Annotated in this window: 22 protein-coding genes; 12 read left to right on the top strand and 10 right to left on the bottom strand. The window is 75.0% G+C overall.

Translation table 11 applies throughout. The features are described 5' to 3' along the window. Positions 1–59 precede the first annotated feature (59 nt). The 3 genes from BM237_RS04170 (at position 60) to BM237_RS04160 (ending at position 2,339) form a co-directional block, all read left to right on the top strand. Entirely contained in the window at positions 60–710 is a 651-nt protein-coding gene (locus BM237_RS04170; protein ID WP_093847895.1) for a DUF6758 family protein, read from the top strand. A gap of 121 nt (positions 711–831) precedes the next feature. Beyond that, complete coding sequence (locus tag BM237_RS04165) at positions 832–1,677, top strand: PHP domain-containing protein (RefSeq protein ID WP_093847893.1); 846 nt, start codon at positions 832–834, stop codon at positions 1,675–1,677. A 53-nt stretch (positions 1,678–1,730) separates the two neighbouring features. Then, positions 1,731–2,339 carry a MarC family protein gene (locus BM237_RS04160; RefSeq protein WP_093847891.1) on the top strand — a complete coding sequence of 203 codons (609 nt, stop codon included), beginning with the start codon at positions 1,731–1,733 and terminating at the stop codon, positions 2,337–2,339. Here BM237_RS04160 and BM237_RS04155 read toward each other — a convergent pair. Both BM237_RS04155 and BM237_RS04150 read right to left on the bottom strand, forming a co-directional pair. After that, entirely contained in the window at positions 2,336–3,229 is an 894-nt protein-coding gene (locus BM237_RS04155; RefSeq protein WP_093847889.1) for an alpha/beta fold hydrolase, read from the bottom strand. The genes BM237_RS04160 and BM237_RS04155 overlap by 4 nt on opposite strands. A gap of 163 nt (positions 3,230–3,392) precedes the next feature. Continuing rightward, a complete protein-coding gene (locus BM237_RS04150; RefSeq protein WP_245793390.1) occupies positions 3,393–5,075 on the bottom strand; it encodes a DEAD/DEAH box helicase in 1,683 nt (560 codons plus the stop codon). Between the two features lie 557 nt (positions 5,076–5,632). On the opposite strand from BM237_RS04150, the gene BM237_RS04145 reads away from it, so the two are divergent. After that, positions 5,633–6,424: a ferritin-like fold-containing protein gene (locus BM237_RS04145; protein WP_093847885.1), complete on the top strand. Its 792-nt coding sequence runs from the start codon at positions 5,633–5,635 to the stop codon at positions 6,422–6,424. 51 nt (positions 6,425–6,475) lie between these two features. Here the strand turns inward: BM237_RS04145 and BM237_RS04140 are convergent, their stop codons facing one another. The 4 genes from BM237_RS04140 to BM237_RS04125 form a co-directional block, all read right to left on the bottom strand. Then, entirely contained in the window at positions 6,476–6,757 is a 282-nt protein-coding gene (locus BM237_RS04140) for a hypothetical protein (RefSeq protein WP_093847883.1), read from the bottom strand. A gap of 229 nt (positions 6,758–6,986) precedes the next feature. Further along, positions 6,987–7,214, bottom strand: a complete 228-nt coding sequence (locus tag BM237_RS04135) for a DUF3107 domain-containing protein (RefSeq protein WP_093661275.1) — start codon at positions 7,212–7,214, stop codon at positions 6,987–6,989. 173 nt (positions 7,215–7,387) lie between these two features. Continuing rightward, entirely contained in the window at positions 7,388–8,014 is a 627-nt protein-coding gene (locus tag BM237_RS04130) for a TetR/AcrR family transcriptional regulator (protein WP_093847881.1), read from the bottom strand. 205 nt (positions 8,015–8,219) lie between these two features. Beyond that, on the bottom strand, positions 8,220–8,456 hold the full coding sequence (locus BM237_RS04125) for an Rv3202a family protein (protein WP_093847879.1): 237 nt from the start codon (positions 8,454–8,456) through the stop codon (positions 8,220–8,222). A 123-nt stretch (positions 8,457–8,579) separates the two neighbouring features. Here BM237_RS04125 and BM237_RS04120 point away from each other — a divergent pair, with 123 nt between their 5' ends. From BM237_RS04120 to moeZ, 7 genes are all read left to right on the top strand, one after another. Beyond that, the gene (locus tag BM237_RS04120; RefSeq protein WP_093847877.1) at positions 8,580–9,545 is read left to right on the top strand and encodes an alpha/beta fold hydrolase; all 966 of its coding nucleotides are present in this window, start codon (positions 8,580–8,582) and stop codon (positions 9,543–9,545) included. Positions 9,546–9,863: 318 nt separating this feature from the next. Beyond that, complete coding sequence (locus tag BM237_RS04115) at positions 9,864–10,952, top strand: DUF3152 domain-containing protein (RefSeq protein WP_245793389.1); 1,089 nt, start codon at positions 9,864–9,866, stop codon at positions 10,950–10,952. Between the two features lie 180 nt (positions 10,953–11,132). Next, the gene (locus tag BM237_RS04110) at positions 11,133–12,932 is read left to right on the top strand and encodes a DUF3492 domain-containing protein (protein WP_093847872.1); all 1,800 of its coding nucleotides are present in this window, start codon (positions 11,133–11,135) and stop codon (positions 12,930–12,932) included. Beyond that, on the top strand, positions 12,929–14,197 hold the full coding sequence (locus BM237_RS04105) for a hypothetical protein (RefSeq protein WP_093847871.1): 1,269 nt from the start codon (positions 12,929–12,931) through the stop codon (positions 14,195–14,197). Before BM237_RS04110 ends, BM237_RS04105 begins: the two co-directional genes overlap by 4 nt. 144 nt (positions 14,198–14,341) lie before the next feature. Further along, the gene (locus tag BM237_RS04100; RefSeq protein WP_093847869.1) at positions 14,342–15,262 is read left to right on the top strand and encodes an NAD-dependent epimerase/dehydratase family protein; all 921 of its coding nucleotides are present in this window, start codon (positions 14,342–14,344) and stop codon (positions 15,260–15,262) included. Continuing rightward, positions 15,250–16,014 carry a spherulation-specific family 4 protein gene (locus tag BM237_RS04095; protein WP_093847867.1) on the top strand — a complete coding sequence of 255 codons (765 nt, stop codon included), beginning with the start codon at positions 15,250–15,252 and terminating at the stop codon, positions 16,012–16,014. The genes BM237_RS04100 and BM237_RS04095 overlap by 13 nt, the downstream gene beginning before the upstream one ends. Before the next feature lie 63 nt (positions 16,015–16,077). Continuing rightward, positions 16,078–17,256, top strand: a complete 1,179-nt coding sequence (gene moeZ, locus BM237_RS04090; protein WP_093847865.1) for an adenylyltransferase/sulfurtransferase MoeZ — start codon at positions 16,078–16,080, stop codon at positions 17,254–17,256. A gap of 102 nt (positions 17,257–17,358) precedes the next feature. Here moeZ and BM237_RS04085 read toward each other — a convergent pair whose 3' ends face one another. The 4 genes from BM237_RS04085 to BM237_RS04070 form a co-directional block, all read right to left on the bottom strand. After that, entirely contained in the window at positions 17,359–18,201 is an 843-nt protein-coding gene (locus tag BM237_RS04085; protein WP_093847863.1) for an ABC transporter permease, read from the bottom strand. Continuing rightward, positions 18,198–19,031 (bottom strand): molybdate ABC transporter substrate-binding protein, encoded by an 834-nt coding sequence (modA, locus tag BM237_RS04080; RefSeq protein WP_093847861.1) that lies wholly within the window; start codon positions 19,029–19,031, stop codon positions 18,198–18,200. Before modA ends, BM237_RS04085 begins: the two co-directional genes overlap by 4 nt. Positions 19,032–19,042: 11 nt before the next feature. After that, on the bottom strand, positions 19,043–19,468 hold the full coding sequence (locus BM237_RS04075; protein WP_093847859.1) for a TOBE domain-containing protein: 426 nt from the start codon (positions 19,466–19,468) through the stop codon (positions 19,043–19,045). A gap of 115 nt (positions 19,469–19,583) precedes the next feature. Next, the gene (locus tag BM237_RS04070; RefSeq protein ID WP_093848122.1) at positions 19,584–22,094 is read right to left on the bottom strand and encodes a lysylphosphatidylglycerol synthase transmembrane domain-containing protein; all 2,511 of its coding nucleotides are present in this window, start codon (positions 22,092–22,094) and stop codon (positions 19,584–19,586) included. A gap of 395 nt (positions 22,095–22,489) precedes the next feature. Between BM237_RS04070 and BM237_RS04065 the strand changes: the two genes are divergently transcribed. Continuing rightward, positions 22,490–22,888 (top strand): MGMT family protein, encoded by a 399-nt coding sequence (locus BM237_RS04065; RefSeq protein ID WP_425443641.1) that lies wholly within the window; start codon positions 22,490–22,492, stop codon positions 22,886–22,888. Positions 22,889–23,112 lie beyond the last annotated feature (224 nt).

Below are 23,112 nucleotides of genomic sequence, written 5' to 3'. Positions count from 1 at the left end.
CCGATCCGTACGGGTGACCGTCCTTGACGCGTGGCTTCCCGGGGAGGACCGTGGGGCCCATGAGGGGCGAACCCAGTTGCCCGAAGTGCGGCGGCCGTGTCAGGGCGCCCGGTCTCTTCACCGACTCCTGGCAGTGCGACGTGCACGGCGCGGTCCACCCGCTGCAGCCGGTCCTCCCACCGAGCGTCGAGGCGCTCGGCGTGGTCCTCCACAGAGCCCAGGTCCCGGTGTGGATGCCCTGGCCGCTGCCGGTCGGCTGGCTGTTCACCGGGATCGCCTACGCGGGCGACGACCGCGGCGGCGGCCGCGCCACGGCAGTGGCCTGCTCCGGCCCCGGCCCGCTCGGCGGCCCCGGCGAACTGCTGCTGATCGCCGAGGAGCTGGGCGTCGGGCTCGGGGCGCGCTACGCCGGAGTCCCCGGCCCCGACCCCGGCCCGCTGATCGACGTGGACCGGCCCCCGCACGCGAAGGTCCTGGCGGCCGGACGGCCCACCCCGCTGTGGCTGGTGGACGAAGCCCCCGAGGACCGCGCGGTGTTCGCGGGGGAGGCGCGCGGCCTGTGGCTGTGGGCGATCGTCTGGCCCGAGCAGTCCGGGATGCTGATGTACGACGAGCTGGTGCTCACGGATCTGCGGGAGGCGGGGGCCGAGGTGGAGCTGGTGCCGTGCGGGGCGCTCTCCCCCCAGTTGCTCACACGTCCCGGGGGCTGACCGGCGGTCGTGCTCCGGGAGCCCGTGCTCCGGCGGCCGGCCGGGCGCGGGACGGACCGGGCACGCGTCTGTTCTACTCTGGAGTGTCCGCCTCAGCCGTCCGCCGTGGGAGCTACGTACCGTGCGCATAGACCTGCACACCCACTCCACCGCTTCGGACGGCACCGACACCCCCGCCGAGCTGGTGCGGAACGCCGCGGCCGCCGGACTGGACGTGGTGGCGCTGACCGATCACGACACGGTCGCCGGGTACGGCGAGGCGATCGCCGCCCTCCCCGCGGGCCTCACCCTCGTCCCCGGCGCGGAGCTCTCCTGCCGCCTGGACGGTGTGAGCCTGCACATGCTGGCCTACCTGTTCGACCCGGCCGAGCCCGAGCTGGCCCGCGAGCGCGAACTCGTCCGCGACGACCGGGTGCCGAGGGCGAAGGGCATGGTGGCCGCACTCCGCGAGCTGGGCGTGCCGATCACCTGGGAGCGGGTCGCCGAGATCGCCGGGGACGGCTCGGTGGGCCGCCCGCACATCGCGAGCGCGATGGTGGAGCTGGGCGTCGTCGAGACCGTCTCCGACGCCTTCACGGCCGAGTGGATCGCCGACGACGGCCGCGCCTACGTCGGCAAGCACGAACTGGACCCCTTCGAGGCGATCCGGCTGATCAAGGGCGCCGGAGGAGTCGCGGTCTTCGCGCACCCCCTGGCCGTCAAACGCGGGCAGTGCGTGCCGGAGAGCGCCGTCGCGGAACTGGCCGCCGCCGGACTCGACGGCATCGAGGCGGACCACATGGACCACGACGCCGCGGCCCGCGAGCGGCTGCGCGGCATGGCCCGCGACCTCGGCCTGCTGGCCACCGGGTCCAGCGACTACCACGGCAGCCGCAAGACCTGCCGGCTCGGGGAGTACACCACCGCCCCCGACGTCTACGCCGAGATCGCCGCCCGCGGATCAGGCGCGGCGCCCGTCTCCGCCTGAACCGCCCTCAGATCCCCACCGCGCGCACCGCGCACATCACGCAAGGCAGCACCGTGTTCGACGTCGCCCTCTTCGGATCCGTCTTTGTCACACTTTTCGTGATCATGGACCCGCCCGGCATCATCCCGATCTTCCTCGCCCTCTCCTCCGGACGCCCGGTCAAGGTCCAGCGCAGGATGGCGCTGCAGGCCACCGCCGTCGCCTTCGGGGTGATCGCCGTCTTCGGCCTGCTGGGGCAGCAGATCCTGGACTACCTGCACGTGTCGATCCCCGCGCTGATGGTCGCGGGCGGTCTCCTGCTGCTGCTGGTCGCCCTGGACCTGCTCACCGGCAGGGCGGAGGAGCCCACGCAGACCAAGGACGTCAACGCCGCGCTGGTGCCGCTGGGCATGCCCCTGCTGGCCGGGCCCGGCGCGATCGTCTCCGTCATCCTGGCCGTGCAGCGGGCGGACGGGCCGGCCGACCACGCCGCGGTGTGGACGGCCATCGCCGCGCTGCACATCGTGCTGTGGCTGGTGATGCGGTACTCGCTGCTGATCATCCGCGTCATCAAGGACGGCGGCGTGGTCCTGGTGACCCGGCTGTCGGGCATGCTGCTGTCGGCGATCGCGGTCCAGCAGATCGCCAACGGTGTCACGCGGTTCATCCAGGGCGGCGGCTAGACGGAACCGGTCCCGGCCCCGTCCCCCGCACCGTCCCCGCAGTCGTGCCAGAAGGCGGCCAGCGCCTCGGCCGTCTCCCCCGGACGCTCGGCCCCCGGCGAGTGCTCGGCGCCCGCCACCACCGTGCGCCGGGCGTCCAGCCGCCGCGCCATCTCGTCCATCAGCGGAACCGGCCAGGCGTAGTCCACCTCGCCCGACAGCACGTGCTTGGGCAGTGGCACGGCCGCCAGCTCCCCGACCCGGTCCGGCTCGGTCAGCAGCTGGCGGCCGGTGGCGACGAGCTGTTCGGGGACGGTGGCCAGCCAGCGGCGGTGCAGGAACTCGGCCACGGCCGTGCCGGTGGACTCGTCCGCGGCCTCCGGCGGGTCCAGGTCGCGCATGGCCCGCCACACCGACTCCATGTCCAGCACCGCCAGCGCCTCGATCAGCATCCTGGTGCGCTCCTGCTGGAGACGCGTGATGGCGGCGGGCCCGGAACTCATGATCGTCAGTGAGCGGAAGGGGGCCGCGTCCCGCAGCACGGCGGCGCGGGCGATCAGCCCGCCCAGGGAGTGTCCCAGCAGATGGACGCCCCCGCCGCCCCCGCCGAGCGCCTCCGCCTGGGCCAGTACGTCCAGGGCCAGCTCGTCCTGGGCGTACGCGTCGAGCTCGCGCGGCCCCTCGGTCTCGTACTGCCCGCGGCCGTCCACGGCCACCACGCGGAAGCCCGCGCGGGCCAGCGGGGCGAGCAGGGCGATGAAGTCCTCCTTGCTGCCGGTGAACCCGGGCACCAGCAGGGCCGTACCGGCGCGCGGCTCACCCGCGTCGTGCACGGCGAAGCCGCCGCGCGCGGTCCGAAGGCGGTACGCCCGGGCGCCGGGCGGCAGGGTCAGGGTCGGCGGCTTGCTCATGAGGGCGAGGCTAGCGGCCCTCCGCCCGCGCCCATGAGTACGCCCGCGCCCATGAGTACGCCCGCCCCCATGACGGCGCCCGCCCCCGGCCGCGGGTGCGGCCGGGGGCGGGCGTCTTCGTGATCACGGGTGTGCGGCGGCGGTGTGCGTCGGCCGCGTGCCGTCAGCTCTCCGGGGCGGTCTCCGTGGCCGCCGGGCGGGTGCCGACTCCGCCGCGGGTGCGACGGCGGCGGCGCGGCCTGCGTGCCTCGCCCGAGGCGTCTCCCGGCCCGTCCGCGGACGCGCCCTCGCCGGCCTGCGCGGCCGGGGCCTCGGCGTGCGCGGAGTGCTCGGCCCGGCCCGTCTGGGAGGCGGTGCCGGCTCCGGCGCGGGTACGGCGGCGGCGCGGCCTGCGCGCCTCACCGGAGGCGTCGGCCGACGTCCCGGAGTCCTCCGCCCCACCGGCCGGACCCGCCGGCTCCGGGGCGGTGCCGGCACCGGGGTGCTCCACGGTCTGGCCGCCGCGGGTGCGGCGGCGCCGGCGCGGGGTACGGGTGCGCGGCGCGCGCTCCTCGGTGGCGGTGGCGGTGGCGGTGTCGGTGGCGGTGGCGGTGGCCGAGGCCCCGCGGCCGCGGCCCCTGCCGCGTCCCCCGGTCTCGCCCAGGTCCTCGACCTCCTCGGCCGCGAGCCCGGCACGGGTGCGCTCGGCGCGCGGCAGTATCCCCTTGGTGCCCTCGGGGATGCCCAGCGCCTCGTACAGGTGCGAGGAGGTGGAGTACGTCTCCGGCGGATCGTTGAAGTCCAGGTTCAGCGCCTTGTTGATCAGCTGCCAGCGCGGGATGTCGTCCCAGTCGACGAGGGTGACGGCCGTACCCGTGTTGCCCGCGCGGCCGGTGCGGCCGATGCGGTGCAGATAGGTCTTCTCGTCCTCCGGCGTCTGGTAGTTGACCACGTGCGTGACACCCTCGACGTCGATGCCGCGGGCGGCGACGTCGGTGCAGACGAGCACGTCGATCTTGCCGTTGCGGAAGGCGCGCAGCGCCTGCTCGCGCGCCCCCTGGCCGAGGTCGCCGTGCACCGCGCCCGCGGCGAAACCGCGGCGGGAGAGCTGGTCGGCCACATCGGCCGCCGTCCGCTTGGTGCGGCAGAAGATCATCGCCAGTCCGCGGCCGTCGGCCTGCAGGATCCGGGAGACCATCTCCACCTTGTCCAGCGAGTGCGCCCGGAAGACGTACTGCGCGGTGTTGGCCACCGTCGCGCCCTCGTCGTCCGGCGCGGTGGCGCGGATGTGGGTGGGCTGCGACATGTAGCGCCGGGCCAGGGAGATGACCTGCCCCGGCATGGTCGCGGAGAACAGCATCGTCTGCCGCTTGACGGGCAGCTGCTGGATGATCTTCTCGACGTCCGGCAGGAAGCCGAGGTCGAGCATTTCGTCGGCCTCGTCCAGCACCAGCGTGCGGATGTGCGCCAGGCTCAGCTTGCGCTGGCCGGCCAGGTCGAGGAGACGGCCCGGGGTGCCGACGACCACGTCGACGCCCTTCTTCAGCGCCTCGACCTGGGGCTCGTAGGCGCGGCCGCCGTAGATCGCCAGCACCCGGACGTTGCGGACCTTGCCCGCGGTCAGGAGGTCGTTGGTGACCTGCTGGCACAGCTCGCGGGTGGGGACGACCACGAGCGCCTGCGGGGCGTCGGTCAGCTGGTCCTGTGCGGCCCGGCCGGCGTCGACGTCGGCGGGGACGACGACGGACTCCAGGAGCGGCAGACCGAAGCCGAGGGTCTTGCCGGTGCCGGTCTTGGCCTGGCCGATGACGTCCGAGCCGGACAGTGCGACCGGGAGGGTCATCTCCTGGATGGGGAACGGGGACATGATGCCGACGGCTTCCAGGGCCTCGGCGGTCTCGGGAAGGATCCCGAGCTCTCGGAATGTGGTGGTCAGGATGCTTGCCTCTTCCGTGAGACGCGGGACGGGGGAGCGAGGGCGCACCCCGGGGGAGCGGGGTGGGTCGTACCGCACCGGACGCCGGCTGCCTGTCGGGCGGCCTCGCGGCGCGGGACCACGGGCTCTCGCTCAAGCGCTCGTACCGCGCGAGCGGGCCCCTCACCGCGGCCCGCGCGGAACGCCCGGCTGCGTGTGTCCACAGCCGTCGCTCCGCATACGGCCCACGTGGAGGGCGGTCGTGTCGGAGCCGATCGGGCCACCGACCGGGCATCCGTTGCGGGCCCGGAGGACGTCCCCGGAGCCCGGATAACACAGTATGCGCAGAACCCGCTGTCAGGAAGCGGGCCCAATATCACTGTACCCCCTGATCCCGCATCCGCGCCCGGCCGATCTCCGGGAACGGGCCGCCGCCAAGGCGGCGCCGGACCGCGCCGGATGCCTCCCGGGCAGGTCGGACGGCCTGGCGGCGGGCTATTGTGCCCGGCATGGAGACGTCTGACACATCCCCCGCCGGCCCCGAGGGAACCGGGAGCCCCGGGGGAACCGGGAACGCCGAGAGGGCCACAGGAACCGAGGACACCGAGGGGACCGCCGTCCAGGACTGGGCCGCGGCCTCGGCCGACCCCCAGTACCGGGCGGCGGTCGTGGACCTGCTGGGCGCACTGGCCTACGGGGAGCTGGCCGCGTTCGAACGGCTCGCGGAGGACGCCAAACTGGCCCCGACCCTTGTGGACAAGGCGGAGCTGGCCTCCATGGCTTCGGCGGAGTTCCAGCACTTCGAGCGGTTGCGCGGCCGGCTCGCGGAGATCGGCGAGGACCCCGCGGCGGCGATGGAGCCGTTCGCCGCCGCGCTGGACGAGTTCCACCGCCAGACCGCGCCGTCGGACTGGCTGGAGGGCCTGATCAAGGCGTACGTCGGCGACTCGATCGCCTCCGACTTCTACCGGGAGGTCGCCGCCCACCTCGACTCCGACACCCGGGCCCTGGTGCTGGGTGTGCTGGACGACACCGGGCACTCGGGCTTCGCGGTGGAGAAGGTGCGCGGGGCCATCGAGGCCGATCCCCGGGTCGGCGGCCGGCTCGCCCTGTGGGCCCGCCGCCTGATGGGCGAGGCGCTGTCGCAGGCCCAGCGGGTGGTCGCCGAGCGCGACGCGCTGTCGATGATGCTGGTCGGCGGGGTCACCGCGGGATTCGACCTGGCCGAGGTGGGCCGGATGTTCTCACGGATCACCGAGGCCCACACCAAGCGCATGGCCGCGCTGGGGCTGGCGGCCTGACGAGTGCGCCCCGCCGCCCGGCGCGGCGGGGCCCGCCCGGGCCGCACCGCCTCAGGCCGCGCCCACGTGGGGCCGGCCGGCCGCCGGACCGCCGCGGCGGGGTCGGACCAGCAGGGACAGCAGAGCCGCCGCGACCAGGGCGGCGACCACGAGGGTGGGAAGCGCGTACCCGGGGCCCAGCACCACACGCGTGATCACGCCGCCGCAGAAGGCGGCCGCGGGCCCGGTGACCAGAACCAGGGACCGGTCGCGGAACCGGTCCGCGAAACGGCGGCCTGCGACGAGGGCGACGGCGAGACCGACGAGCGCCGAGCCGAGCACTTCCCAGAGCATTGGGTCCTCCTGCGGGCCGGTGGGGTGCGCATCGGGTTACTCGGTCCTACCCAGGGTGCGCCGAGGACGAAACGGAAAGCACCGAAAGGGCCGGGCGGGATTCCCGCCCGGCTCTCCGCAAGCCGCTGTCACCGGCCTCACGGCCGGTCTCCTCCCCGGATTCCGCGGTCCCGCGGGGTTTCGGCAGGCCTCGCAAGGCCCTGCCGAAACCCCGCGGGACCCGCGCTCTCTACAGAGCCCCGAAGCCCACCTTGCGGCCGCTGGGCTCGCCGATGTCCACGTAGGCCAGCCGGTCGGCCGGGACGACCACCCGGCGACCGTGCTCGTCCACCAGGCTGAGCAGCTGCGACTTGCCGGTCAGCGCCTCGGCGACGGTGCGCTCGATCTCCTCGGCCGTCTGCCCGCTCTCCAGAACGATCTCGCGGGGCGCGTGCTGCACGCCGATCTTGACCTCCACGGCTATGTCCCTTCCGAACGGTTGGTGATTCTCCCTGGCTGAGCCGGGGCGGGGTGCGCGGGCAGGCCGCGCCGTCATGCCAGCAACACTAGTCCTCGCGGGGGCGGTGGGCCGCTCGCGAACGCACGCCGACAGCGAACACCGGGCGGCCGCGCGCCGTGGGCGGCCGTGGATCAGCCGTGCATCGGGAAGCCCGCGATACCCCGCCAGGACAGCGAGGAGATGAGCCTGGTGGCGGTGTCGCGCGGGACCTTCTGTCCGGCGCTGAGCCAGTACCGGGCGGTGATCTGCGCCATGCCGCACAGCCCGACGGCCAGCAGCATCGCCTGGTCCGGCGGCAGATCGGTGTCCTCGGAGATCACCTCGCTGACCGCCTCGGCGCAGTCCAGGCTCACCTTGTCCACCCGGTCGCGCACCGCGGGCTCGTTGGTCAGGTCGGACTCGAAGACGAGACGGAAGGCCCCGCCCTCGTCCTCCACGTACGCGAAGTAGGCGTCCATCGTCGCCGCGACCCGGTGCTTGTTGTCCGAGGTCGAGGCCAGGGCCGCGCGCACCGACTGGACCAGCGCCTCGCAGTGCTGGTCGAGCAGGGCCAGGTACAGGTCGAGCTTGCCGGGGAAGTGCTGGTAGAGCACCGGCTTGCTGACGCCCGCGCGCTCGGCGATGTCGTCCATGGCCGCGGCGTGGTAGCCCTGGGCGACGAACACCTCCTGCGCCGCACCGAGCAACTGGTTGCGTCGGGCCCGGCGTGGCAGCCGTGTGCCACGCGGGCGTGCCTCGGTCTGCTCGATGGCTGTCACGCTCGCCTCCTGGGGTCTCCCTGGAACGCCTCCCGGGCAGGGCCCGGACCGAGCCCCGGGGGTCCGGGGGCCCGGGGAATCCGGAGAGAGGTCGTCGGTACTTCCGCGCGCGGGGTGCGCTGCGTCCGCCATCGTACTTTTGGGTAAACCTTCTGTGCGTCCGGCGGGCACAGAATTCCGTGTCCCGAACGCACGATGTCGCGGTTTAGCGGTAATCGTCCTCGTCCAGTTCGACGACGCGTGCCTGCTCGGCGGCGTCCGCGGGGTTCACCTCCGGCGAGCCGGCGGCCGGCAGCCGGGCGTCCTCGCGGGGCAGGACCTCCGCGTGCTGTTCGGCCGCGTCCGCCTCGGGAGCCTCGACTCCGAACCGGTCGGCCGCGGGCCTCTCGTCCTCGTCGTCGAACCGGTCGAAGGTGTCGGGATCGGTGGGGTCAACAGACATGACGATCCTCTTTCCAGCCCGAAGGGGTTCCACACGAGCCCAGCGGAGGAGAATTCCGGCAGACCGGGAAGGTGTGACTCCGAACACGTGAGAGCGGCAGTGATCGTCTCGTAACATTGCCTCATGTCATCGACCGAGCAGCCGCGGGCGGCGGCCCCGTTCGAGGTCCCCCCTTCGGGCCGGTCGCGCGCCGGGGAGGGCGAGACGCACAGATCCGTGTCACTGCCCGGTCTGACCCTGTCGGTACGCGGGCGGCCGGGCCGGCGCGCGGGACTGCCCGCCGCGCTGTACGTCCACGGTCTGGGCGGGTCCTCCCTCAACTGGTCCGCGCTGATGCGGGAACTGGCCGACGAGGTCGACGGCGAGGCGGTCGACCTGCCGGGCTTCGGCCACTCGCCGCCGCCCGACGACGGCGACTACTCGGTCTCCGGGCACGCGCGCGCCGTCATCCGCTACCTCGACGCCTCCGGGCGAGGGCCGGTGCACCTGTTCGGCAACTCCCTGGGCGGCGCGGCCGCCACCCGGGTCGCGGCGGTCCGGCCGGACCTGGTGCGCACCCTCACCCTCGTCTCGCCCGCCCTGCCCGAGCTGCGTCCGCAGCGCACCGCGGTGCCCACCGCCCTGCTGGCGGTTCCCGGGGCCACCGGACTCTTCGGGCGGATGACCCGCCACTGGACGGTCGAGCGGCGCACCCGGGAACTCCTGGCGCTGTGCTACGGAGATCCGGCGGCGGTGTCGCGGGAGGAGTTCGAGGCGGCCGTGGCGGAGTACGAGCGCCGCCTGGCGCTGCCGTACTTCTGGGACTCGCTCTCCCGGTCCGCGCGCGGTCTGGTGAACGCCTACACCCTCGGCGGCCAGCACGCGCTGTGGCGCCAGGCCGAGCGGGTGCTGGCGCCGACGCTGCTGGTGTACGGCGGGCGGGATCTGCTGGTCTCCTTCCGCATGGCGCGCAGGGCCGCCGCCGCGTTCCGCGAATCGCGGCTGCTGGTGCTTCCCGACGCCGGGCACGTCGCGATGATGGAATACCCGGAGGCGGTGGGGGGCGCCTTCAGGGAACTGCTGGGAGAAACCGATACGGGCAGGGGTTGACGAGTCGTGGGACGTCACAGTCGCCGGGGCCGGCCGGGCAGCGGAAAGCCGACGGTCATGGCCACCGGACAGCGGCCCGCGGCCCGGCCGGCGGCCCCGGAGGAGACCCCGCTTCCCCGTCCGGCACCGGCCCCGCCGCACCCGCCGTCCGAAGGACGCCCCGCCGGCCCGCACGGCATGCCCCCGGTCCGCGGCGGCCACCCCGAGCAGCGCGAGCCGGGCGGTGGCCGGGGGGCGCCGCCGCGGCGGCCACCCGCCCCGGGCCCCGGGCACGGGCCCGCCGGACCGCCGCGGGAGACGGTGTACGGGACGGGGCGGATGCCGCGGCGCGAGTACGTCGAGGCGTTCGAAGAGGGCGTCTACGGCTCGCCGGGCGTACCACGCGCGGACGGGTCCGGGCCGGAGCCCGCCGCGGAGGCCGAACGGCCGGGAAGCGTCCTCCGTACGGATACGGATACGGATACGGACGAGCCGGACGAGCCGGACGGTGACGGCGGTGACGGTGGCGGTCGGGGCGGGCGTGCCGCACACGGCGGGCGCGGCGGGCGCGGCCGGGCCTTCACCGGCGTCGCGGCCGCGGCCGTGACCACCGTGCTGGCCGTCGTGGTGGCCGGACAGGTCGCCGACGACCGAAGCGGCATGGACCGGCAGTTGCGGGCCGGCGGCGAGGCCCGGCGCGAGGGAGATCCGGACGCCTCCCGGTTCGAGATGCGCCCCACCCCCTCGGGCGGAACGGACGAGGGGAAGGCCCCGTCCGGGAAGCAGGCCTCCTACGGCGAGCGGATGGGGCGACTGTTCGACCTGGCCCCGGACTTCGAGGGCTCGGGCCGGCTCGCCGCCGTCGCCGGACGGGACGAGGCGCCCGGCAAGGGGGAGGTCGTCCGCTACCGGGTCGACGTCGAGGACGGGCTGCCGCTGGACGGGGAGCTGTTCGCCGAGGCCGTCCACCGCACCCTCAACGACGAGCGGAGCTGGAGCCACGGGGGCGCCCGCACCTTCGAGCGGGTCTCGGGGAAGTCCGAGAGGTCCGGAGGGGCCGGGAAGCCCGGAGGCGGCGACCCGGTCTTCGTGATCACGCTCGCCTCCCCCTCCACCACCGCGCAGTGGTGCGCCAGATCGGGCCTGGACACCACGGTCGACAACGTCTCGTGCGACTCGGCCTCGACCGAGCGCATCATGATCAACGCCTACCGGTGGGCGCGCGGCGCGGAGACCTTCGGCCCGGACCGGATCCGGGAGTACCGGGAGATGCTCATCAACCACGAGGTGGGCCACCGGCTCGGCAAGGGCCATGTGAACTGCCCGAGGGAAGGCGCCCTGGCGCCGGTGATGATGCAGCAGACGAAGTACCTGACGGTGGGCGGGGCGACCTGCCGGCCCAACGCCTGGCCTTTCCCCGACGCCTGACGGCCCCCTCGGTCCGCGGTAGGCGACCGAACGTTCAATCGCGCCGAAAGTCACGGTAGTTCACCCCTTCCGGTGGTGTGACGGACAACCGTCCGCCGCACCGCCCCACCTCGCGCATAACGTCTTCCCGCGACGCCACGGCGACGGCCGGTGGCCTGGAGGAGGAACGGGGGTGGACAGGTGCGCATCGCACTGCTCACGGAGGGTGGTTATCCCCATCCGCGCGGTGACTCGTACGCGTGGTGCGACCGGCTGGTGCGCGGCCTGGACGGCCACGACTTCGAGGTCCACGCGCTCGGCAGCGACGAGCGGCACGGGGAGGGCGCCTGGCCCGCGCTGCCGGACAACGTCCGAAGGGTGCGCACCGCCCCGCTGTGGGGCCCCGTCCCCGGGGACGGGGGACGGGGGAGCGGATACGGGCGGCGCCTCGGGCGCCGCTTCGGCGAGCACTTCGCGGACCTGGCCCGCGCGGTCTGCGCCGGGGCGGGCGGCGCGGGAGCGCGGGACACGGCGGGCGGGGGCGGAGGGGCCGCCGCCGAGGCGGACCGTTTCGCCGACGGCCTCCACGGGCTGGCCGACCTGGCCCGGGAGCACGGCGGGCTCGCCGCGGCACTCCGCTCCGAGCAGGCGGTCCGGCTGCTGGAAGGGGCCTGCCGCACCCCCGGCGCACCGCGGGCCGCGCGCTCCGCGACACCGGTCGACCTGCTCACGGTCGCCGAGCAGGTGGAGAGGGCGCTGCGGCCCCTGTCGCTGGACTGGTACGGGGCCGGGGAGACTTCCGGGCTCGCGGCCGCGGACGTCTGCCACGCGGTGGGCGCCGGCCCCGCCGCACTCCCCGGTCTGCTGGCCCGGCGTCTCTTCGGCACCCCCCTGCTGGTGACCGAGTACGGTGTGCGGCTGCGCGAGCACTACCTCGCCAGCGCCGCGCACGCCGTCGCGCCGGACGCCGTGAGCGCACCGGTGCGCGCCCTGCTCGCCTCCCTCCACGGGAACCTGGCGCGCGAGGCGTACCGCCGCGCCGAGATCGTCACCTGCGGCAACACCCACGCCCGGCGCTGGCAGGAGAGGTGCGGGGCGGACCGCGGGAGGCTGCGCACGGTCTACCCGGGCATGGACGCGTCGGAGCTGACCGGGATCGAGGAGGACGCGGGGCGGAGGCGGCCGGACCCGGTGCTGGTATGGGTCGGACGGACCGGTCCCGACAGGGACCTGGTCGGCCTGCTGCACGCCTTCGCCGAGGTCCGCAGGGCCGTGCCCGGCACCCGGCTGCTGATCGCGGAGCGGTCCGGCGGCCCGGCCCCGGAAGGGGATCCGGAGCCGGCCCGGTACCTGGCGCACTGCCGGGCGCTGGCCGCGCAACTCTTCCCCGACGAGGCCGCCGGCCCCCTCAGCGTCGGGGAGAACCCGGTCTGCTTCGCGCGGATCGGCGACCCCGCGCTGCCCCGCCTCGCCGACGCCTACGCCGCCGCCGACGTCGCGGTGCTCTCCAGCGTGGTGGAGGGCTTCCCGGTCTCCCTGGTCGAGGCGATGTTCGCCGGCCGGGCCACGGTCTCCACGGACGTCGGCGCGGTGTGCGAGGCCATCGGCGGCACGGGGCTGGTGGTGCCGCCGCGCAACCCCCGCGCCCTGGCGGACGCCTGCACGGCCCTGCTGCGCGACCCGGCCCGCCGCGCCCGGCTGGGCGCCGCGGCACGGGCCCGGGCACAGGAGCTGTTCACCGCCGAGCAGAACGTAGCGGCGTTCCGCGGCGTCTATCTGGAACTGCTCTCACAGCGCCCGCTGCCCGCCGGACCGGCCGTCGCCGCGCTGCCGTTCGCCCGGCCGCCCGAGGCCGGCCTCCCCGGCCACTGGACCGCGCCCGCCGCGCCCGCCTCCCCGGCGGCGGCCGCCCGCCTCGGCGGACGCCCGGTCCGCGCCCCGAGCTGGGCCCGTACGGCCGCGGCGGACGTGCCCGCCGGGCAGGGGAGGGGAGGCCGGTGAGCGCCCCGCCGTATCCGTACCCGCACCGGCCCGCCGACCCCGTGCGCTCGCTGCTGCACCGCCACCGGGAGCTGTGCGCACGGGCCGTGGACCCGCTGGAGATCGCCGCGGCTCTGGAGGCGCACGGGATCACCGACCGCACCGCGGCGCGCTACCGGCACCGGGACGTGTTCTCGCTCTCCGAGGAGCTGTACGCCCGCGCCCTCCGCGCCGACGAGCCCGGCGGAGTCCGCGAAGACGGCGGAGCCCGTGAAACGGACGCGGCTCACGGGGCGGACGGACCCGGCGCCGGAGGCCCCGGGTGCGGGGCGCCCGCCGCCCGGACCCCCCGGCACGGCCGGGGAGCCGGACGGGCGCGCTCGGCGGGAGCCGCGCTGCTCCCCCTGCTGCCCGGCGGGCTGTGCGCGGCGGCACCGGGGGCGTACGCCCTCTCCGCGGGCCTCCCGGCGCCCGCCCGTACCGCCGCCGGCGCGGCCGGAGTCCTGCTCGTCCTGCTGTCCGTGCGGCTGTGCCTGCGCGGTACGGCCCTGAACCGGACCACCGTGCTGAGCGGCTGCCTGCTGGCCGGACACGCGCTGGCCGGCGGTCTCCCCCTGACCTGGGCGCTGGACGGACACCCGCCCGCGGCCGACGTCTTCGCGGACGCCTTCCCGGGCGAGTGGTGCGTGCCGCTGGGCCTGGCGCTGGCCGTCGCGCCCGCCGTGTGGTGCGCGCGCTGGTTCGCCGCGCGGGCGAGGCGGCGGCTGGGCGCCAGCCGCGGCCTGGAGGAGTTCGCGGCCCGGACGCGTCCGCTGCTCGCCGCGGCCGTCGCACTGTTCGTGGTCGCCCTGCTCGCGGTGCTGGCCGTCGCGCACGCGGTGGCGGACGGCGGCCCCTTCGGCAGTCCGTCCGGGGGCCCGTCCGGCGGTGTGATCAGCGCCGTGACCGCCGTCGCGACCGGACCGGAGGGTGCGCGGATCGCCGAGGCGGCCGCGCTGGGCACCCTGCTGTTCGTCGCCCTGCTGCTGTCCGCCCACGGCTTCCCGGCCGCCGCCGCGGGAGGCGTCGTCGCCGCCTGTGCGCTGGAGGCCGCCGCGCTCGCCGCGGCGGCGGCCTCCGGGTATCTGCGCCTGGCGCTCCCGGGCCGCCCCGTGGAGGCGCTGGCCACCGCCTGGGGGCCGGCGGCCGTACCCGCCGCGGCCTGCGCCGGCGCGGCCCTGGTCCTGTCGGTGTTCGCCGCCTCCCGCCTCACCGGCGCGTCCGCCCACCACCGGGAGGAGACGTGACCCGGCGTCCGGCCCCTCCCGCCCCTCGACCGTCTCCGCCGGCGCACACAACCCTCGCGCGCCGCGCACCATCGACCAAGGAGCACACCCGATGACCGTTTCGCGCGCCACCGGCGTCACCGCAGCAGCGCGGGAGGACGTCCGATGAGAGTGCTGTTGATCGGTGCGAACGGATACCTCGGCCGCCATGTGGCCGAGCGCCTGCTCGCCGACCCCGCCGTCCAGCTCACCGCGCTGGGCCGGGGCGACGACGCCGACGTCCGCTTCGACCTGTCCACCGGCAGCCCCGGAGCGCTCACCCGCTTCCTGGACGCCGTCCACCCCGGCGTCGTCGTCAACTGCGCCGGCGCCACCCGCGGCGGCGCGCGGGACCTGATCCGGCACAACACCGTGGCCACCGCCACCGTCTGCGAGTCGCTGCGCCGCAGCGGCTGCGGGGCCCGGCTGGTCCATCTGGGCTGTGCCGCCGAGTACGGGCCCTCTCCGGCCGGTTCCTCCACCGGGGAGGACGCGGTGCCGCGGCCCGGCAGCCCGTACGGCGTCAGCAAGCTCGCCGCCAGCGAGCTGGTGCTGGGCTCCGGGCTGGACGCCATCGTGCTGCGCGTCTTCTCCCCGGTCGGCCCCGGTACCCCCACCGGTTCGCCGCTGGGGCGGCTGGCCGAGGCGATGCGCCGGGTGATGCAGCAGGGCGAGGGCGAGCTCAGACTGGCCGGGCTGTCCGTCCAGCGCGACTTCGTGGACGTGCGGGACGTGGCCAGGGCGGTGCACGCCGCCGCCCTGTCGGCCGCCCAGGGCGTGGTCAACATCGGCTCCGGCCGTGCGGTGCGGCTGCGCGAGGTGGTCTCCGTGCTGAGCCGGGTGGCCGGCCACACCGGAGCGGTGCACGAGATGGACGAGCAGCACCCGGCCGGCGGCGGCCCGCAGGCGCCCCCGTACCCCGACGGCTGCGGCCCCTGGCAGCAGGCGGACGTGCGCAGCGCGCGCGACCGGCTCGGGTGGCGGCCCCGGATCGGACTGGAGGAGTCGCTCGCGGACATCTGGATGGAGGCGGCATGCCGTATCTGACCAGTTCCGGCCGGCGCAGACCGGCCGCCGGAGTGCCCGGCCGCCTCGGCGTCGGGGTGCCCGGCTACGCGCACCCGATGGTGGCGCCCGTGGAGTGGGCCGAGCTGACCAGACCGGGCGCACCGGTGCACTGGGCGGTGCTCAACGTGGCGCGCGGGCCGGGGGAGCGCTCCGACCCGTACTGCGCGGCGGCCGTCGCCGGGCTGCGCGAGGCCGGGGTGCGGGTGCTGGGCCATCTGGACCTGCGGCACGGCACCCGCGACTTCGGCCCGCTGGTCCACGACGCGCACCGTTTCCTCGACTGGTACGGGGTGGACGGCTTCTACCTGGACCGCTGTCCGGGCGACCGCGCCGCCCTGCCGGAGGTGAGCCGGGTGACGGCCGCGCTGCGCGCCCTGGGCGGGGACGCCCACATCGTCCTCGGGCACGGCACCCACCCCTTCCCCGGCTACGCGGAGGCGGGCGACCAGCTCGTGACGTTCTCCGGGCCGTGGGCGGACTACCGCTGGTCGCAGGTGGCCGAGTGGACGGCGGACCACTCGCCGGAACGCTTCTGCCACCTGGTGCACGGGGTGCCACGCACCCATCTGGAGGAGGCGGTGCGCATCGCGCGCTGGCAGGGGGCGGGCACCGTCTGGTTCACCGACCGCACCCGCCGCGGGCGCCGGGGCGAGGCCGTGGACCCCTGGGAGGCCATGCCCGGTTACTGGGACGAAATCGTCTCGCGCCTCGGACCGGGTGTCTCGGAATGAGATCGGGCGTGGCAGTGTTACGGAAGGAACAACCGTCCACCGACCAACCCTGTTGAGGTCTCCGTGTCGCTGCCACCCCTGGTCGAACCGGCCTCCGAGCTCACCGTCGACGAGGTCCGCAGATACTCCCGCCACCTGATCATCCCGGATGTCGGGATGGACGGGCAGAAGCGTCTGAAGAACGCCAAGGTGCTCTGCGTGGGCGCGGGCGGCCTCGGCTCGCCCACCCTGATGTACCTGGCCGCCGCGGGCGTGGGCACGCTCGGCATCATCGAGTTCGACGAGGTCGACGAGTCCAACCTCCAGCGTCAGGTCATCCACAGCCAGGCGGACATCGGCCGTCCCAAGGCCGAGTCCGCGCGGGACACGGTGCTCGGGATCAACCCGTACGTGAAGGTCAACCTCCACACCGAGCGGCTGGACTCCTCCAATGTGATGGAGATCTTCGCCGACTACGACCTGATCGTGGACGGCACCGACAACTTCGCCACCCGCTACCTGGTCAACGACGCCTGCGTGCTGCTGAAGAAGCCGTACGTGTGGGGCTCGATCTACCGCTTCGACGGCCAGGCGTCGGTCTTCTGGGCCGAGCACGGGCCGTGCTACCGCTGCCTGTACCCCGAGCCCCCGCCGCCGGGCATGGTCCCCAGCTGCGCCGAGGGCGGTGTGCTGGGCGTGCTGTGCGCGTCCGTCGGCTCGGTCCAGACCACCGAGGCGATCAAGCTCCTGGCGGGCATCGGCGAGCCGCTGCTCGGCCGTCTGATGATCTACGACGCCCTGGAGATGACCTACCGCCAGGTCAAGGTCCGCAAGGACCCCGAGTGCGCGGTGTGCGGCAAGAACCCGACGGTCACCGAGCTGATCGACTACGAGGCGTTCTGCGGTGTGGTCTCCGACGAGGCCCAGCAGGCCGCGATGGGCTCGACCATCACCCCGCAGCAGCTCAAGGAGTGGATCGACGAGGGCGAGAACATCGACATCATCGATGTCCGCGAGCCCAACGAGTACGAGATCGTCTCCATCCCGGGCGCGCGTCTGATCCCGAAGAACGAGTTCCTGATGGGCAACGCGCTGGGCGAGCTGTCGCAGGACAAGCGGATCGTCCTGCACTGCAAGACGGGTGTCCGCAGTGCGGAAGTCCTCGCGGTCCTGAAGAACGCGGGCTTCTCCGACGCCGTCCACGTCGGCGGCGGCGTCGTCGGCTGGGTCACCCAGATCGAGCCGGAGAAGCCGGTCTACTGACGGTCTGCTGATCCGCGCCCGATCCGCGTCCGCGAGCGGGCGCGAAGGCGAGCACCGGAGCGGCCCCGGGGACGACACCGTCCCCGGGGCCGCTTCCGCGCGTCAGCGCGAGTGGCCCAGCCAGCGTCCGCGCAGCGCGACCAGGACGGCCGCCGCCACGGCGAGCAGCAGCAGCGAGACCGAGGTCGCGGCGGCCGGGTCCTGCTGGAGGAGCAGATAGACCTGGAGCGGCAGGGTCTGGGTGACCCCCGGCAGATTGCCCGCGAAGGTGATCGTCGCGCCGAACTCGCCCAGCGCCCGCGCCCAGCACAGCGCGGCGCCCGCCGCCAGGGAGGGCGTCACCATCGGCAGGGTGACGTACCGCAGGGTCTGGGGAAGGGTCGCGCCCATGGTGGCGGCGGCCTCCTCGTAGCGCGGGTCGATCCCGGCCAGCGCTCCCTCCAGCCCGATGACCAGGAACGGCATCGCCACGAAGGCCGCGGCGACCACCGCGCCCGCGGTGGAGAACGGCAGCGTCACCCCCACCGCCTCCAGCGGTCCGCCCAGCAGACCGCCGCGGCCGAAGCCGCGCAGCAGGGCGACGCCCGCCACGGTCGGCGGCAGCACCATCGGCAGCAGTACCAGGGAGCGCACCAGGGCCTTGCCCGGGAAGTCGGCGCGGGCCAGCAGCCATGCCAGCGGCACCCCCAGGACGAGGGAGAGCAGCAGGGCGAGGACGGAGACCAGCAGGGACAGCCCCAGTGCCCGGAGCACGCCGGGTGAGGTGAGCTGCCCGGTCAGGTCCCGCCAGGGCGTGTGGGCCACCACTCCGGCCAGGGGTACGGCCAGGAAGGCCGCCGCCAGCGCGGCAGGCCCGCCGAGCGCGGCGGGTGTGCGGGTGCGCGCGGCGGGTGTGCGGCCGCGTACGCGTGACGGCCGGGCGCGGGGTTCGGTGCGGTGGTTCACGGCAGCAGGAAACCGGCCTCCCGCAGCAGGCCGCGGGCCGGTCCGGAGCCCAGCCAGGCGATGACGTTCGAGGCCTGCCCGGGGTGGGCGGCGTCCTTCAGCGGCGCGGCGGGGTAGCGCACGCCGCCTCCGCCGCCGGGGACGGGCACGGCCTCGACGCGGCCGGCGGAGGCGGCGGCGTCGGTGGCGTACACCAGCCCGGCGTCCGCCTCGCCCAGCTCCACCTTGCTCAGCACGGCCCGCACGCTCGGCTCCCGGGAGACCGGGTGGACGGTGACGCCGTGCCGCTCCAGCAGCCGCTGCCCGTACCGCCCGGCGGGTACCTCGGGGGCGGCGAGCACGGTCTTCACCCCCTCGCGGGCGAGGTCGCCCGGGGCGCCGATGCCCAGGGGGTTGCCGGGGGCGGTGGCGATGACCAGCCGGTTGCGGGCGATCACGGTGGACGGGCCGGTGAAGTCCCGCAGGGACCCCATCGTCGCGGTGTCGGCGGTGACGACCAGATCGGCGGGCGCGCCCTGGCGGATCTGCGCGGCCAGCTCCTGGGAGCCGGCGAAGGACAGGCGCAGCCGTACGCCGGGGTGCTTCTCCTCGTAGGCGGCGCCCGCCTCGGTGAGGACCTCGGTGAGGGAGGAGGCGGCCAGGACCGTCACGGTGGCCGTCCGGCCGCCCTCGCCGGTGCGGCCGAGAGCCCCGCCCCCGCAGGCCGCCGTCAGCGCGGCCAGCACCAGCAGGGCGGCCGGCAGCAGGGCGGCCGCCCCGCCGACCACGCGCGGGCGGCGGGAGGGCCGCCGGGGCGCGCGGGGGGCGCGCGTACCGGTCGTGTCGGGCATGCCGGTCCGCCTCACGCCCGGTCGATGTGCACGTTGGTGGACTTCACCCGGGCCACGGCCTCCATGCCGACCGCCAGCCCCAGTTCCTCCACGGCCTCCCGGGTCAGCAGGGAGACCAGCCGGTGGGGACCCGCCTGGATCTCCACCTGGGCCGCGACGTCGCCGAGGCGGACGGCGGTGACGATTCCGGGGAAGGAGTTGCGGACGCTGGTGTGCGGCCCGTCGTCGTCCCGCTCGGAGCCCCCGGAGCCCCCGGAGCCACCGGGCCCCTCCGACGCGAGGGCGACGGCGAAGGCGGCCAGGTCCTCGCCCGCCACCAGCCGCCTGCCGCCCTCGTCCCGGCTGGTGGGCAGCCGTCCGGCGTCCGCCCAGCGGCGCACCGTGTCGGGGCTGACACCGAGCAGCCGGGCCGCCCGGCCCATGGAGTAGGAACGCATGCGCACGACGTTATGGCGTATCGGCTCGCACATGCAAGGCGGACCGGGCTCCGGACCTCGCAGCCGCGAGGCCGGCGGGAGACGGGAGGCGGTGCGCCCGCGCCGGCTCAGGCGGTCAGAGGGACTCCCGGCGCGTGAGGTGGGTGAAGGAGAGCCAGCCGGGCAGGACCGGCAGCCAGAAGGTCATCAGGCGGAAGAGCAGGACCGCCGGGGTGGCGATCTCCTGCGGCAGCCCGAACGCGATCAGACCCGCGATCAGAGCCGCCTCCACCGCGCCCAGACCGCCCGGGGTGGGCGCCGCCGAGCCCAGCGCGTTGCCCGCCAGGAAGACCACCGCGATGCTCGCGTAGCTCAGCTCACCGCCGAAGGCGCGCACCGACGCGTCCAGGCACAGCACGAACGACACCGTCAGCAGCAGCATGCCGCCGATGCCGCTGAGCAGCTTCTGCGGGCGCTGGACGACGTCCAGCATCCGCGGGACGACGCCGGCGAACAGCGCCCGCACCCGCTCCACCACGAACTTCCGCAGCGCCGGGACCGCCGTCACGATCAGGGACAGCACCGCCACCGTCAGCAGCCCGGCGATCACCGTGCGGGACGGGGAGAGGGTCGGAGTGCGCTCCGTGCCCGTCAGATAGCCGAAGACCAGCAGCAGCAGGACGTGGCTGCCCAGGCCGAACAGCTGGGAGGCGCCGACGCTGGCGACCGCGTGGCCGGGCCGGACCCCGGCGCGCTGCAGGAAGCGGGTGTTGAGCGCGACGCCGCCGACCGCCGCCGGCGCCACCAGCTTGACGAAGGAGCCCGCCACCTGGGCGACCACCGTGCGCAGGAAGGGGACCTTCTCGGGCACGAAACCGAGCAGGCTCATCGCCGCCGCGAAGTACGTCAGGGCGGAGAACAGCAGCGAGGCGGCCACCCAGCCCCAGTTCGCCTCGACGACGACCTGCCGGAAGCTCACATGGGTGAGCTGGGAGAGCAGGAAGTACGCGGCGAAGGCCCCGGCGATGAAGCTGACCAGGGTGCGCGGCCTGACGCGCTCCAGCCGGGCCGGCTGTATCGGGGCCTGCGGCCGGACCAGCAGCACCTGCCCGCGGATCTGCGCCAGCAGGTCCTCCTCGCGCGCCTCCTCCAGGGCCTCCATGACGGCCTGCTTCTCGGCGTGCTTCTCCGCCCGGAGCGACTTGCGGTCGCCGGCGGGCGCGTGCCCCTGGGCGTGGCGCGTCTCGCGGCTGTGGCGGGACGCCTCGATGGCCGCCTCCCGCTCGCGCTGTGCCCGCTCCTTGGCCAGTCTGCGCAGGGTGGCGCGGGTGCCGCGGCTGAGCGCGATCGGCTGGAGCAGCGGAAGGCTGTCGGCCACCGCGTCCGGACCGAGCACCTCCACCGCCGCCGCGACCGAGCGCTCGGCGCCGACGCGCAGGCCGAAGGTGGTCAGCAACTGCGCCACGTCCATCCGCAGCACCAGATCGCCGGCCGCGATCTCACCGGCGCTGAGGTCGGTGAGGAACACCTCGCCGGAGGGGGCCACCATCAGCGCGTCGTCCTCCAGCCTGCGGTGGGCGATCCGCCGCGACTGAAGCGCGCGCACCTGCCGCCAGACCGCGCGCATCAGCTCGTCGGTGACCTCCTCGTCGGGCAGGGAGCCCAGACTGTGTCCCTCGACGTGCTCGTAGACGAGCATGACGGCGTCGGGGCCCAGCTCGGAGGTGGCGATCAGCTTCGGTGCGTTGGCCCCGGCGGCTATGGCCGCGTACGCCAGCAGGGCCTCCTGCTCCAGCGCCTGGCGCAGCGACTGGAGGCTGCGGCGCTGGGTGATGCCGCGCAGCGCGAGGCGGCGCCAGGCGCGGTAGAAGTAGCCGTGCGCCTGCTGCTCGCGGTCCACGACGGTGACGTCGAGCGGCGGGCCCTCCTCCAGGGTGACCAGATAGCGCCGGGCCCGGTCGCTCTGCTCGGTCCGCTCCGGATCCACGGGGCCGGCGGGGTCCAGCCGCAGCGCCCTCACCGGCCTGAAGCCCACCCGCCGCAGTCCGGCCAGCAGGTTCTGGCCGGTGGGGCGGACGTTGGGGGAGCCGACGGCGTAGAGCGTGCCGTAGGCGACGGTCCAGCCGATCAGCACGGTGACCAGGATCGAGAACGGCGTGGTGTATCCGCCGACCAGCACCGCGAAGGCGTCCAGCAGCAGCACCGCCCACAGCAGCACCCGCCAGCGCGGCCGGCGGGCCATGCCGACGGCCGTCATATAGGCGATGACGGGGGCCAGATAGCCGTGCACCGGGTCGGTGAGCCCGCCCTCCGGGGCCGGGCTGGTCAGCGCGTTCCGGATGGAGCCGGGGGCCTGCTCGGCGACCCACAGGTCGGTGGCGAGCGACGCCCCGTGCGCCAGGACGGCGGCGAGGACGCCGTCGGCGATCCGCAGCCCGTCGCGTTTGATCAGCCGCTCCAGTGCGAAGGCCACCGGCACGATGAGCACGGCGACGCTGGAGGCGAAGCCGGCGAAGCTGATCAGCAGGGGAGGGGCCTGGCCCGCCCCCTTGCCGATGTCCTGCTCCAGGCCCGCGGTGGTGCCGTGCGCGAAGGCGGCGACGATCAGGACGACGGCGATGCCGAGGACTCCGAGCAGCAGCCGCATCAGGTCGGAGGGGCGGTGCACCCGGGCGGGGAGGATCGGCTCGTCGCCCTCGACGTGCTCCTGGCCCGTCTCCCCGACGGCCCTGCCGGTTCCGCCGGTGTCCCCTCGCGCGGGCTTCGGGCCGGGGCCGCCGGTGTGCGGGCCGGTGTGCGGGGAGGAGTGAGCGGAACGGGGCTCCTCCCGCGGAGGGGGCCCGCCCTGGTCCTCGGACCGCTCTCCGGTCCCTTTTCGCTCTCGTATCACCTGTCACCGCCGGGACGATGGTGGCACGAGGAGGCGGCGGGCCGGTCAGGGAGGTCGCTTTTCTCCGCGGAAAGCCGTGTTTGCGCGTGTCGTGCGGGCCCGCGTGCCGCCGCCGGTGCGGTCCGGCGGCCGTATGGGGCACCATGGCCGCCATGACCGGGCCCGCCGGCGAGCTGCCGGACTACGCGGAGAGGGTGCTGGCCGTGGTGGAGCGCATCCCGCCCGGCCGGGTGATGACGTACGGCGACGTGGCCGAGTGGCTGGAGGAGGGAGGCCCGCGGCAGGTGGGCCGGGTGATGTCCCTCTACGGCGGCACGGTGCCGTGGTGGCGCGTGGTGCGGGCCGACGGGACGCCGCCGCCCTGCCACGAGGGCCGGGCGCTGGCCCACTACCGCCAGGAGGGCACCCCGCTGCGCGGGGGCCGGGGCGGCACGGCCGGCCATGCCGCCGCGGCGGTGCGCGTCGACATGCGCCGGGCCCGGTGGGACGGGGAAGCGGGCGGAAGCGGGGACGGGGACGGCGCCGGCGAGCGGTCCGCCCGGCGTTCCTGACCGCCCGGCTGTGGGACTCCTCACACGTACCAGCTTCCGCCATGGCCCCGCCGTACACGTCGCCGTGCACGCGGTGAGCCGTCCGAACGGGGTGCGGGCGGGGGTGCGACGCCGTGCGCCGCGACTGTCCCCTGGCGTACCGTCTGCACCATCCAGCACAGCGACCAGGACCGGCGATCCACGTGAGTTCCTCCCCCAAGTCCGATACGTACCGGTTGGTGCGT

This window comes from Streptomyces mangrovi, assembly GCF_900114215.1.
Taxonomy (GTDB): Bacteria; Actinomycetota; Actinomycetes; order Streptomycetales; family Streptomycetaceae; genus Streptomyces; species Streptomyces barkulensis.
Note: the sequence above shows the minus strand (reverse complement) of the source record. Positions and strands in the feature narration are given on the sequence as shown.